This window comes from Clostridium acetireducens DSM 10703, from assembly GCF_001758365.1.
Classification (GTDB): domain Bacteria; phylum Bacillota; class Clostridia; order Clostridiales; family Clostridiaceae; genus Clostridium_C; species Clostridium_C acetireducens.
In genome coordinates this window covers 1-13,466 of record NZ_LZFO01000027.1, presented here as the reverse complement: position 1 = coordinate 13,466, position 13,466 = coordinate 1, and the positions used below count along the sequence as shown (strand labels likewise).

At 26.3% G+C, this 13,466-nt stretch carries 14 protein-coding genes and 1 other annotated feature; all 14 genes read right to left on the bottom strand.

Annotated elements, in window-relative coordinates; all coding sequences use genetic code 11:
• Window positions 1-117 precede the first annotated feature (117 nt).
• Window positions 118-468 (bottom strand): YlbF/YmcA family competence regulator, encoded by a 351-nt coding sequence (locus tag CLOACE_RS08565; protein ID WP_070110692.1) that lies wholly within the window; start codon window positions 466-468, stop codon window positions 118-120.
• Between the two features lie 29 nt (window positions 469-497).
• The gene (locus CLOACE_RS08560; RefSeq protein ID WP_070110691.1) at window positions 498-2,165 is read right to left on the bottom strand and encodes a ribonuclease J; all 1,668 of its coding nucleotides are present in this window, start codon (window positions 2,163-2,165) and stop codon (window positions 498-500) included.
• 24 nt (window positions 2,166-2,189) lie between these two features.
• Window positions 2,190-2,651 carry a Fur family transcriptional regulator gene (locus CLOACE_RS08555; RefSeq protein ID WP_070110690.1) on the bottom strand — a complete coding sequence of 154 codons (462 nt, stop codon included), beginning with the start codon at window positions 2,649-2,651 and terminating at the stop codon, window positions 2,190-2,192.
• Between the two features lie 63 nt (window positions 2,652-2,714).
• On the bottom strand, window positions 2,715-2,978 hold the full coding sequence (locus tag CLOACE_RS08550; protein ID WP_070110689.1) for a DUF1292 domain-containing protein: 264 nt from the start codon (window positions 2,976-2,978) through the stop codon (window positions 2,715-2,717).
• A 27-nt stretch (window positions 2,979-3,005) separates the two neighbouring features.
• Complete coding sequence (ruvX, locus tag CLOACE_RS08545) at window positions 3,006-3,419, bottom strand: Holliday junction resolvase RuvX (protein ID WP_070110688.1); 414 nt, start codon at window positions 3,417-3,419, stop codon at window positions 3,006-3,008.
• A 79-nt stretch (window positions 3,420-3,498) separates the two neighbouring features.
• Complete coding sequence (locus tag CLOACE_RS08540) at window positions 3,499-3,750, bottom strand: IreB family regulatory phosphoprotein (protein ID WP_070110687.1); 252 nt, start codon at window positions 3,748-3,750, stop codon at window positions 3,499-3,501.
• Between the two features lie 111 nt (window positions 3,751-3,861).
• The gene (gene alaS / locus CLOACE_RS08535) at window positions 3,862-6,501 is read right to left on the bottom strand and encodes an alanine--tRNA ligase (protein WP_070110686.1); all 2,640 of its coding nucleotides are present in this window, start codon (window positions 6,499-6,501) and stop codon (window positions 3,862-3,864) included.
• A gap of 82 nt (window positions 6,502-6,583) precedes the next feature.
• Window positions 6,584-6,757, bottom strand: a binding site (T-box leader).
• Window positions 6,758-6,838: 81 nt separating this feature from the next.
• Window positions 6,839-7,831, bottom strand: a complete 993-nt coding sequence (argF, locus tag CLOACE_RS08530; protein WP_070110685.1) for an ornithine carbamoyltransferase — start codon at window positions 7,829-7,831, stop codon at window positions 6,839-6,841.
• 273 nt (window positions 7,832-8,104) lie between these two features.
• A complete protein-coding gene (locus tag CLOACE_RS08525) occupies window positions 8,105-9,133 on the bottom strand; it encodes an AI-2E family transporter (RefSeq protein ID WP_084027600.1) in 1,029 nt (342 codons plus the stop codon).
• Window positions 9,120-9,626: a PRC-barrel domain-containing protein gene (locus CLOACE_RS08520; RefSeq protein WP_070110683.1), complete on the bottom strand. Its 507-nt coding sequence runs from the start codon at window positions 9,624-9,626 to the stop codon at window positions 9,120-9,122. The genes CLOACE_RS08525 and CLOACE_RS08520 overlap by 14 nt, the downstream gene beginning before the upstream one ends.
• 466 nt (window positions 9,627-10,092) lie before the next feature.
• Complete coding sequence (gene mnmA, locus CLOACE_RS08515; RefSeq protein WP_070110682.1) at window positions 10,093-11,157, bottom strand: tRNA 2-thiouridine(34) synthase MnmA; 1,065 nt, start codon at window positions 11,155-11,157, stop codon at window positions 10,093-10,095.
• 20 nt (window positions 11,158-11,177) lie between these two features.
• Entirely contained in the window at window positions 11,178-11,609 is a 432-nt protein-coding gene (gene nifU / locus CLOACE_RS08510) for a Fe-S cluster assembly scaffold protein NifU (protein ID WP_070110681.1), read from the bottom strand.
• A 1-nt stretch (window position 11,610) separates the two neighbouring features.
• Window positions 11,611-12,801: a cysteine desulfurase NifS gene (gene nifS / locus CLOACE_RS08505; RefSeq protein WP_070110680.1), complete on the bottom strand. Its 1,191-nt coding sequence runs from the start codon at window positions 12,799-12,801 to the stop codon at window positions 11,611-11,613.
• Window positions 12,802-12,807: 6 nt separating this feature from the next.
• Window positions 12,808-13,230 (bottom strand): RrF2 family transcriptional regulator, encoded by a 423-nt coding sequence (locus CLOACE_RS08500; protein WP_070110679.1) that lies wholly within the window; start codon window positions 13,228-13,230, stop codon window positions 12,808-12,810.
• Window positions 13,231-13,466: the final 236 nt, after the last annotated feature.

Here is a 13,466-nt window from a genome sequence, read left to right as displayed (position 1 = left end):
TCCAATATTTTTTCAGTTTAATATCCAAAAAAATTGGATACTTAATATTAAGTATCCAATTCAAGTTTAACATATTTATTTTAATATTCTAATCATAAAAAGTCAACTTATGGAAGATTATTTATCTTTACCAAAACTTAAATTAACCCCTATAGCATCGTTTAATATTTTTATTATATCTTCCCAAATTACGGCAAATCTCTGCTCTGCTTGTATATATTCGTTAACAGATGGATTCATAGAAATTATAGATGCTATATTTTGCATTTTTTCTTTAAGTTCATCGGATATTATTCCTTTATCTATTTGTTCTGTATAAGCTTGTAATTGTAATTTTCTAAAATTTTCTAACATCTTTTTATTTGTTTCATTTCCTTCTATTTTTTTAGAAGCATTTCTTAATTGAACTACTTCAGGACAACTTTTTAATTCTTTTGCAAATTCATGAGCTTTATCATAAATATTCATAAAAAATCCTCCTTTTACTAGATTCATTTTTATATTTCCATAATTATAGGAAGTATCATAGGTTTTCTTTTAGTTTTTTCATATAAAAATAATCTTAATACATCTTTTATGTTTGATTTTATAACAGCCCATTCAGTTACGTGATTTTTTTCGCATTCTCTTAGAGCTTCTTTTACTAATTTTCTTGATTCTTCAATTAAATCTTCTGATTCTCTTACATAAACAAATCCTCTAGATATTATATCCGGTCCTGCTATAACACTTCCAGACTCTTTTTCAATAGTAACTACTACTGTTAATATACCATCTTGGGATAAATGCTTCCTATCTCTTAAAACTATATTTCCTACATCTCCTACTCCAAGTCCATCTACAAAAACCTGACCAGAAGTTACCATACCATTTTTTCTAATACTGTCTCTTGTCATTTCTACTATATCACCATTATTTGCAAGTATAATATGATTTCTGTACATGCCTAATTTTATAGCTAACTCTGCATGTTGTTTTAAATGTCTATATTCTCCATGAACAGGAATAAAAAATTTAGGTCTTACTAAAGTATGCATTAACTTTAGCTCTTCTTGGCAAGCATGACCTGAAACATGCACATCTGCTAATGCCTCATATATAACCTCAGCTCCCTTTTTAAATAGCTGATTTATTACTTTAGATACTAATTTTTCATTTCCAGGAATAGGTGTAGCTGATATTATAACCATATCTCCATGAATAATATTAACTTTTTTATGTTCTGAAGCTGCCATTCTAGAAAGAGCTGACATAGGTTCTCCTTGACTTCCTGTAGTAATAATTACTATTTTGTTATTAGGATATTTACTTATACAATCTATATCTATAAATAAATCTTCTTCTGCATTTATATATCCTAATTGTGCAGACACCTCCATTATATTTTCCATGCTTCTTCCGGATACTGCAATTTTCCTTTTATATTTAATAGCAGCAGATATAATTTGCTGTATTCTATGAATATGTGAAGCAAAAGTAGCTACAATTATTCTTCCAGAAGCTTTTGAAAATATTTCTTGGAAAGTTTCACCTACAGTACTTTCAGACATAGTGTACCCCGGTCTTTCAACATTTGTGCTATCGCAGAGCATTAGTAATACTCCTCTTTTTCCTAATTCTGCAAACCTAGTTAAATCTGCTACACATCCATCTATAGGTGTATAGTCTATTTTAAAATCCCCAGTATGTAAAATTACTCCTAAAGGTGTGTGTATTGCTAATGCTACTGAATCAGCTATACTATGACTAGTTCTAATAAATTCCACAGATAGATTTTCTAATTTTATAATTTCTTTTGGATTTACACAATTAAGATTAACAGAACTTAATAATCCATGCTCTTTTAATTTAGTTTCTATTATACCTAAAGTTAATTTAGTACCGTATACTGGAACATTTATTTCTTTTAAAACGTAAGGTAATGCACCAATATGATCTTCATGTCCATGGGTTAAAAATATTCCTTTAATTCTTTCTACATTCTTTTTAAGATATGTTATATCAGGTATTACTACATCTATTCCTAACATTTCTTCATCGGGAAATTTTAGCCCGCAATCTATTATAATTATATCATTTTTATATTCAATTACTGTTAAATTTTTTCCTATCTCGTTTATTCCTCCTAGTGGAATGATCTTTATTTTATCTTTTTCTTTGTGCATTATCTGCCCTCCTTTTTACATAATTTACTTTTTTATTTTACTTAAACACTCACTGCATATTCCATAAAATTTTACACTGTGATTGCTAATTTTAAAGTTATATTTTTCTTCTATATCTTTTTCTAAATTTTCTAACAAATCTTCTCTAACCTCTATTACCTTTTCGCAATTACTGCATATAAGATGATGATGCTGATGATTTTCTTCTTCATGAATAAGCTCATATCTACTACATCCATCATGCAAGTCAAGTTTACATACTACACCAATTTCCTCTAATAGCTGTAGTGTTCTATAAACAGTAGCAAGACCTATTTCCGGACATTCCTTTTTTACTAAATCATATAACTCTTCCGTAGTAAGATGTTTACCCTCATTCCTTATTATTATATCTACTATAGCTCTTCTTTGAGGTGTAAGCTTATATCCCTTCTCTTTTAAGCTATTTCTTAGTCTTTCTATTTCATCCATTGAAATTTTAGTCATTATATTACCCCACTTTAATAAAATAATAATACTTAAAATTATTATATGAAATAAATAAACTTACTAATAACTACTATCTTCTGCAAACAAAATTTCGTATGCTTCAGAAACCATATCAAATTCTTCTTCATCTTCTATTGTCATAAGTATATCTTTTCCTTCTGAATCTTTATCTATTTTAAGTGCAATTGCTTCATCTACATTTTCATATTTTGGGCAAACTATTATATACTCATTATCTTTTATATCTAGCTTAGTTATTATATTAAATTCTATATCTTTTCCTTCTTCATCTCTTAATACAACTGAATCTGCATTATTGTCCATAAAATACCTCCTTACTATATAATATTTTTATTTACATATACTATCAAGATATCCTTGCAATATATATGTAGCAGCTACTTTATCCACTAACTTTTTTCTCTTAGCTCTTGATAAATCCGCCTCTAACATAGCTTTATTTGCAGCTACTGTAGTCAATCTTTCATCCCACATTATTATAGGTAAATTTATATTTTCTTTAATTAAATCACAAAAACTAATAACTTTTTCACTTTGAGGTCCTAAAGTACCATTCATATTCTTAGGTAATCCAGCAACTATATTTTCAACTTTATATTCATTGCATATGCTTTTTAATTCTTCTATATCTTTTGTATCACTAGTTCTTCTAATAGTAGTTATACCTTGTGCTATATATCCCAATGGATCACTTATAGCTATTCCTATTGTTTTATCACCTATATCTAATCCAAGTACTCTCATAAATTATTCTCCTTTTATTTATATTAAATATTATTTGCACTATTTAAAATAAAAATGCCCCTAAGGGCACTTTTATTTTTTATTTTATCCCTAAGTATGTTTTTAGTACTTCCTCTAATATTTCATCCCGTTCTAATTTTCTAACTAAAGCTCTAGCTCCATTATAATTAGTAATATACGTAGGATCTCCAGATATTAAATAACCTACTAATTGATTAACAGGATTGTATCCCTTTTTAATTAAAGCATCATATACTTGTGTAAGTATTTCTTTAGTTAAATCTTTTTTATTTTGAGAAGGGTCAAATTGTATAGTATTATCTTTATTCATTATATTTACACCCCACTATCCTAATAATAACTTTATCAATTTGTAGTTAAATACTTAAATACAAAGACATTTACTTATTTTCATTATAAATCATATTAATTAAAAAGTATACTATTTTACTAAATATCCCATTATTTCTTTAACTTTACTTATTGCTTCATCTGCTTTTTCTGGGAATTTTCCACCGGCTTGAGCCATGTCTGGTCTTCCTCCACCACCTCCGCCAGCTACTTTAGCTATTTCTTTAATAACTTTTCCACAATGAACTCCTTTTTTTACTGCTTCCTTAGATGCCATAGCTACAAATAAAACTTTTTCTTTATTTTTACTAGCTAAAACAACCAATCCTTCTGAAATTTTATTTTTTATTTTATCACTTAAATCTCTTAGTGAATTAGCATCTACATTTTCTAATACTCCTGTTACTAATTTTACTCCTTTTATTTCCTCAACATTACTTAATAAATCATCTTCTGAATTACTTGCTAATTTAGCCTTTAATACTGATATTTCCTTATCCTTGTTTTTTAAATCTTTTATTTGAGAATTTAATTTACTAAGCACTTCTCTTTCAGAGCATTTTAATGTGTTACATATTTGTTTTAACAATATATCCTTTTCTTCCATAAATTTAATTGCATTTATTCCTGTTAATGCTTCTATTCTTCTTATTCCCGCTGCTACTCCTGTTTCTGAAACTATTTTAAACAATCCTATTTCTCCAGAATTATTTACATGAGTTCCTCCACATAATTCTTTACTAAAATCTCCAACACATACAATCCTTACTTTATCTTTATATTTATCATCAAATAAAGCCATAGCTCCGCTATTTAAAGCTTCTTTAACATCCATTATATTTGTTTTTACATCTATTAATTTCAAAACATTTTCGTTTATAATATTTTCAACTTTTTTAAGCTCTTCTTCACTTACTGGCTCAAAATGACTAAAATCAAATCTTAGTCTTTCTTCATCTACATAAGAACCTGATTGATGAACATGATCCCCTAATACTTCTCTTAAAGCCTCATGAAGCATATGTGTAGCTGTATGATTTTTCTTTATTTTTTCTCTTTTAACACTATCTATTTTTAAAGTTACTTTATCTTGTAAATTTATTTTTCCTTCTAATACCTTAACAAAATGTATAATTTTACCTGAAACATTTTTCTTACAATCTTTTACATAAGCTTTAAAATTATCATTATAAATTAATCCTTTATCTCCTATTTGACCTCCCATTTCTGCATAAAAAGGAGTTTCTTCTGTAACTACTATACCTTCTTCATCCTTTTCTAAAGATGAAACAAATTTCTCATCTTTAATGATAACCTTTATTACTGATTTTAATTCAATATTATTATATCCATTAAATACAGTTTCAATTTCTAAAGGAATTCTATTTACTAAAGTATCTTCCATCCCCATATAGTTAGTTTCTTCTCTTGCTGCTCTAGCAGTTTGTCTTTGATTTTCCATTTCCTCGTTAAAATCTTCTATATCTACTTTAATTTTCTTTTCTTCTAATATTTCTTCTGTTAATTCTAATGGAAATCCATAAGTATCATATAATTTAAATGCCTTTTCTCCTGATAATACTTTAGAATTATTTTTTTGTAATTCCTCTATATATCCGTTTAATATTTGCATTCCTGCATCTATAGTTTCACTAAATCTTTCTTCTTCTAATTTTATTATTTTTTTAATATAGTTTTCTTTTTCTTTAAGCTCTGGATAACTTTCATAAGAATTTTCTATAACAACATTAGTAATTTTATATAAAAATGTTCCATTTACTCCTAAAAGTTTTCCATGTCTAGCAGCTCTTCTTAAAAGTCTTCTTAGCACATAGCCTCTTCCTTCATTAGAAGGTAACATTCCATCGCTTATCATAAATGTTATGCTTCTTATATGGTCAGTAATTATTCTCAATGATACATCTTTTTCATGATTTTCTTTATATTTTATACCACTAATTTCACTTACTTTATTTAATATGGCTTTTATAGTATCTACTTCAAAAATACTATCTACACCCTGTATTATAGTTGCCATTCTTTCTAATCCCATACCTGTATCTATATTAGGATTAGCTAATTTATTATAATTGTCATTTTCATCTTTGTCAAATTGAGTAAATACTAAATTCCAAAACTCTATTACTCTATCTTCATCAGATGCCTTTACAAATTCTTCCGCGGAGGAAATTTTTCCTTCTCCCCTATCATAATGTATTTCAGTACAAGGTCCACAAGGTCCTTGTCCATGCTCCCAAAAATTATCTTCTTTTCCTAATCTAAATATTCTAGAAGGATCTATATCTGTACTTTTAATCCATATATCATAAGCTTCGTCATCATCTAAATAAATAGTTACATATAGTTTATCTTTAGGAAACTCTAATATCTTTGTTACAAACTCCCAAGCCCATGGAATTGCTTCTTTTTTAAAATAATCTCCAAAGGAGAAATTTCCTAACATTTCAAAAAAAGTTCCATGCCTAGAAGTTTTACCTACATTTTCTATGTCTCCTGTTCTTATGCATTTTTGACATGTAGCTACTCTTTTTTTAGGAGGAGTTTGCATTCCTGTAAAATATGGCTTTAATGGAGCCATCCCTGCATTTATTAACAATAAACTCTTGTCATTTTTAGGTACTAATGAAAAGCTAGGTAATATTAAATGATCTTTTTGTTTGAAAAAATTTAAATATTCTTCTCTTATTTGATTTAATCCCAAATTTTTCATGATCATCTCTCCTTTTATATTTATTATTATTTTGTACAAATCAAAGCATATTTACAAATAAAAAAAGCTTTCAATCCCTTATTTAAGGGACGAAAGCATTTCCGCGGTACCACCCTAATTATATAAGTAATAACTTATATCTCTTAAAAATAATAGACTCCAAAACAGCTTCAATACTTTTGCCAAGAAGTTTTCACCTTCCACTTCCTCTCTTTATGACAAAAATGTATTTACTCATTTTTTTCATAGTCCTAATATTGGTTTTGATAAAAATTATAGTTAAAAAAATATAATATGTCAATATTTAGTCTTAAGTTCTATATTAATAATATAATATTTAATAGAGAGTTGCAACCATAACAGCTTTTATAGTATGCATTCTATTTTCTGCTTCGTCAAATACTATAGAATATTTACTTTCAAAAACTTCTTCTGTAACTTCTAACTCTTTTAATTTGAATTTTTTATACAATTCTTCTCCTACTTTTGTTTCTAAATTATGAAAAGCTGGAAGACAATGCATAAACTTAACATTATTATTTTTACATTTTTCTATAAGTTTCATATTTATTTGATAAGGAAGTAGCATATTTATTCTTTCTTTCCAAATACTTTCACTTTCTCCCATGGATACCCAAGCATCTGTATATAATATATCTGCATTCTTCACAGCATTAACATTTTCTGTAATAATTATTTTAGCTCCTGATTTTTCTGAATTTTCTCTGCACTCATTTGCTAATTCTTTTTTAGGGAAAAGAGATTTTGGTGAAATAATTTTAAAATTCATTCCTATTTTACTTGCTCCTATCATTAAAGCATTAGCTACATTATTTCTTCCATCACCTATATAAACAAAATTCACTTCATTAAGAGGCTTTTTTAAATGTTCCTTTATAGTAAGAAAATCTGCTAACACCTGTGTTGGATGATCTTCATCTGTAAGCCCATTCCAAACAGGTACTTTTGAATACTTTGATAAAGTTTCTACTGTATCTTGGGAATATCCTCTATATTCAATACCATCATATAACCTTCCCAAAACTCTTGCAGTATCCTTTATAGATTCTTTTTTTCCTATATGACTTGAAGAAGAATTTATGTAAGTTACATTTGCTCCTTCATCATAAGCAGCTATTTCAAAAGAACATCTTGTTCTTAAAGATTCTTTTTCAAATAAAAGTGCTATATTCTTATATTTAAGCTTTTTATCTATTTTTCCTTTATACTTTTCTTCTTTAAGCTCCTTAGCTAAATCTAATAAATACTCTATTTCATTTTTATTAAAATCTTTTAGAGTTAAAAAACTTTTTCCTTTTAAATTACACATATAATTTCCTCCCTTTATACCATAATTTAATAACAAAATCATTAATTTTCTATTGCACTTCCCAAAAATTTATCAATACATAATTATGCATTATTTTAAATAGTACTATCCTTATATTTTAATATATATTTTATTTTTATGTATATAATTATACACTTTATAGTATATTTATTCAATATATTTTTAATAATTATTTCTATTATTTTATAATTATCTTTAAACAAAAGCATGAAATTTAATAGATATCATAATCACCTATTAAATTCCATACTTTTATTTAAACATATAATAATTCACATCTTCATATATCACTTTTATTACAGCACCAAAAGGTATAGCTAATACCATTCCTAAAAATCCTCCTAATTTCCCACCTACTATAACTAAAAATATTACTATTAAAGGATGCATATTTACACTATCTGCTGTAATCTTAGGAGCAATAATATTTCCCTCTATTTGTTGCATAATATAAATGCAAATAGCTGTTATTACTGCAACTTTTACAGACTTCAATAAAGCTATTATTATACATGGTATAGCTCCAAATATAGGTCCAAAATAAGGAATTATATTAAAAAACGCATTTAAAATAGAAAGTAATATGGGATAATTAACACCTAAGTAATATAAAATTACAAAAGTTAAAATACCTATTATAATACAAAGTATTATTTGACTAATAATATATTTTCCTAAAATTTTATCAATATGTTTAAATGTATGATTTACTTTGCTTTTTATTTTTACAGGAAATAAATTCAAAAAGTTGCTATATATTATATCTCTATCCACCAAAAAATAATATGCAGCTATAGGCACTATTATTATGTTTACTATATTTTGTGCTAAATCAAATATACTGTTAAATATAGTAGAAAAAAACTTTATTATTTGATTATTAATTTTCACATAAATATTATTCAATGATAAATATATAACTTTATTGTTTTTTAGAGGTTTTATTTTTTCATATATTTCATTTATATAATTCTCCATGTCATTTATACACATGCCTATATTATTACTTTCTTTAATTATTATAGGTATTAAATATACAAATAATAAAACTATAAAAGTTACAAAAAATAAAATAGTAACTAAAGCAGCTATATTTTTTTTTATATTTCTATTAATTAATTTTATATATATAGGCTTTAACAAGTAAGATACTATAAATGCTAGTAAAACAATATTTAAAATATCTTTTAAAACAGATTTTCTTATAAAAAAGAACATTAATAGTATTATTAAAAAATATACTACTATTTTAATTATTTTTTTTAATTTATAATTTTTCATATTCATCATCATCCACTATTAATTTATGTGGCAAAATCCAAAAGTCTATTTTATTAATATATTTTAAATAAAAAATATTTTTATCTTTTAATACTATATCACTAACTAAAATTATTCTTTTCCCCATCCTTATATCATTAAAAATTCCTGAAGATATAATTAATCCGCGTATTTTAAACTCTTTTTTATCAAAAAATAAGTCTTCTACTATTCCTAATATATTTCCTTTTCTATCTATCACCTTCATACCTTTTAAATTGCTAAATTCCAATGACTTATATTTAGTAATTTTTTTTATTATCATACTATTATCAAAATACACTATATCTTTCAATAAAACATTATCATTATTTTTAAAAAAATTATAAGATGATATAGAAAAACCTTTAATATTATAATTATCAATATCTATTACTGCATCTTTTATAAAACCAACTTTATTTCCATCTAAATCAAAAACATCCATTAATGAAAAATCTTTAATTCTATACATCTTTTAATATTCTCCATTTGTTTAATAATAAAATTCCTTATTATCTTAACCAATATATTTAAAATTTATCCTAATAAAAACAAGAAAAAATAGTGAATAATAGATAAAATAATATATTAAATTAATTGTTAGATTGATAAATAAAAAATCATTAATATAATTTGCAGGCTGTACAAAAATAATAAGCAAAGCCTCATAAAGAGAGTTTGTAAATAAATCATTTCATTAAGGAACTCTAAGAAGAAAAAACAAAAAAACTCCTACCCAATTTATGCCCCGTCCTTGGGGCGGAAATTGGCTCGTCACGTCCTGTGACGAATTACGGAGTTTTTTTATTTTTTCTTCTAAGAGTGCCTAAAATTCATTCAAATTATTTACAAACTCTCTTTATGAGGCTTTGCTTATTATTTTTGTACAGCCTGCAAATTATATTAATGATTTTTTATTTATCAATCTAACAATTAATTTAATATATTATTTTATCTATTATTCCTCCACCTACTAAAATATCTTCTATATAAAATACTACTGATTGACCTTTAGTTAATGCTCTTTGTTTATCTTTAAACACTACCTTAACTTCATTATCAGAAATAGGAATTAAAGTAGCTTCTGATGGCAATGCAGAATATCTTATTTTAGCTTCAACCTTAATAGGAGATTTTAATTTATCAAACAATATATAATTTACATCCTTAGCAATAAGTTCTTTTTTAAATATATCTTCTTCTTCACCAATTACTACTTGATTTTTTTCTGAAATAATATCTATAACGTATGCTGGTTTTCCTAAAGCTATTCCTAAGCCTTTTCTTTGACCTATAGTATAATAAACTATTCCTTTATGTTTTCCTAAAACGTTTCCGTATTTATCTACGAAATTTCCTGTTTTTACTTTATTGTTATTTATTTTACTTATAAAAGCTCCATGATTTTTATCTGGTATAAAACAAATGTCTTCGCTATCTTTTTTGTTGTGAACTTCCAAACCTATTTTTTTAGCAATTTCTCTTATTTCATCTTTAGAGTATTCTCCACAAGGCATTAAAGTATGCTCTAAGGTATTTTGAGTTAAATTATATAATACATAACTTTGGTCTTTTTTAGGATCTACTGCTTTTCTTACTAAGTATCTATCTTCTACTTTTTCAATTCTTGAATAATGACCTGTTGCTATATATTTTGCACCTAGTTTTTGACATTCATTTAAAAAAGCATCAAATTTTATATGTTTATTACATATAACACAAGGATTAGGAGTTCTACCTTTTGAATATTCATAAATAAAATAGTCTATAACATATTTTTTGAAATTTTTTGTTAAATCAATAGTGTAAAAAGGTATTTGTAAACTGTCTGCTACTTTCTTAGCATCTCTTTCTGCTAAGCTTTCTCTTTCTTTATTTAAAGGATTTCCCTGGAAAAGTTTCATTTGAACTCCTATAACATCATATCCTTTTTCCTTTAAAAGATACGCAGTAACTGAACTATCTACTCCCCCACTCATACCTACCGCAACTTTTTCTTTCATATTATTCACCTATTTCTTAACTATTTTTCTTCTAAGTGGTCTTTAATAGTTTCTTCGTGACTTTTTGTTTCCCAAGTATCTAATCCTTTAGATTTTCTATAATCATTTATTGCTTCACGAATAGCTTCTTCTGCTAAAACAGAACAGTGCATTTTAACTGGTGGAAGTCCATCTAAAGCTTCTGCAACTGCTTTATTGGTTACCTTCCAAGCTTCTTCTAAAGTTTTTCCTTTTACAAGTTCTGTTGCCATACTAGAAGATGCTATAGCAGAACCACATCCAAAAGTTTTAAATTTTACATCTTTAATAATATTGTCCTCTATTTTTAAATAAATTTTCATTACATCTCCACATTTAGGATTACCAACTTCTCCTACTCCGCTTGCATCTTGTATTTCTCCAACATTTCTAGGATTTCTAAAATGATCCATTACCTTTTCACTGTATATCATATTAAATTTCTCCTTCCTTTTTTAAGAATTCTTCCCATAATGGTGACATTTTTCTTCTTCTTTTTATTATTTCAGGAATAACATTTAATGCATAATCTATTTGCTCTTCTGTTGTATCTTTTCCTAATGTTAATCTAAGAGACCCATGGGCAATTTCGTGAGGTAATCCTATAGATAAAAGTACATGGGAAGGATCTAATGATGCAGATGCACAGGCACTTCCAGTAGATATATATATTCCTTCATAGTCTAAATCTAAAAGTAATGTTTCTCCTTCTACACCTACAAAACTTATATTAACGTTTCCTGGCAATCTTTTTTCTCCTTTTGGTCCATTTAACTTAGCATGAGGAATCTTTTCCATTAATCCCTTCATAAGTTTATCTCTTAAATTAGTTAATCTTTTATTTTCTTCTTCCATTTCATTTGTAGCTAATTCTATGGCTTTTCCCATTCCAACTATTCCTGGTATATTTTCCGTACTAGCTCTTTTTCCTCTTTCTTGTCCTCCACCATGAATAAGGTTTTCTATTTTTACTCCTTTTTTTATATATAATGCTCCAATTCCTTTTGGACCATAAAATTTATGTCCAGCCATAGATAATAAATCTATATTCATATCTTCTACATCTATAGACACATGAGTAACAGCTTGAACTGCATCTGTATGGAAGTAAACATTTCTTTCTTTACATACTTTGCCTATTTCTTTAATTGGTTGAATTGTACCTATTTCATTATTAGCAAACATTATTGAAACTAAAATAGTTTTATCATTAATAGCGTTTTTTAATTCATCAATATTTATAAATCCGTATTCATCTACAGGTAAATAAGTAACTTCAAATCCATATTTCTTTAAGAATTCACAAGTATTTAATATAGCATGATGCTCTATTTTTGTAGTTATTATATGATTTCCTTTGTTTTTATTAGCCAAAGCTATTCCTTTTAAAGCCCAGTTATCTGCTTCAGAACCACCAGCAGTAAAGTAAATATCATTTTTATCTGCATTTATAGCTTTTGCTATTCTTTCTCTAGATTTATCTATAGCTTCTTTTGTTTTATCTGATAAAGAATACATAGAAGATGGATTTCCAAATTCCTTTGTAAAGTATGGAATCATATCTTGCAAAACTTCATCTCTTGTATAGGTTGTTGCTGAATAATCCATATATATTTTTTTATTCATTATTTTTCACTCCTTATTATCTAAATTTTCATAATCACATATTAAATCTTTTAATGTAGTAGATTTAACAACTTCATCAATGCTTTTCTTTATTTTTATCCAAAGTGACCTAGTTAAACAATTATTTAAATTCATACATTCTTCATCTTTCATACAATTAGATATTTCAAGAGGACCTTCCAAAACTTCTAATATTTCAAATATAGTTATTTCTTCTGGTTTTTTAGATAATATGTATCCCCCTTGAGCACCTCTTATACTTTTTATTAAATTAGATTTCCTTAGAATAGAAAATATCTGCTCTAAATAATATTCAGATATATTTTGTCTTTCACTAATACTTTTTATTGATACAGGTTCTTTACTATAGTGAATTGCTAAATCCGCCATAGCTCTAACACCATATCTTCCTTTTGTAGACAATTTCATTAAATCACTCCTTTAATTCCGAGTGTTTTACTCAACTTTGATTTTATATTATCAAACCCCAGTGCTTTTGTCAACAATAACTTTTCACTGTTTTTTAATCTTTAATAAAGGTTCATTGTAAAATTAAATGCAACAGATAAAAAATATTAAAACCATAGTGAAAATCATGTATGATATAGGTGTTGAGTATAAACATACAGGAGGTTTTCACTATGGTTCATGATACTGATTATAAC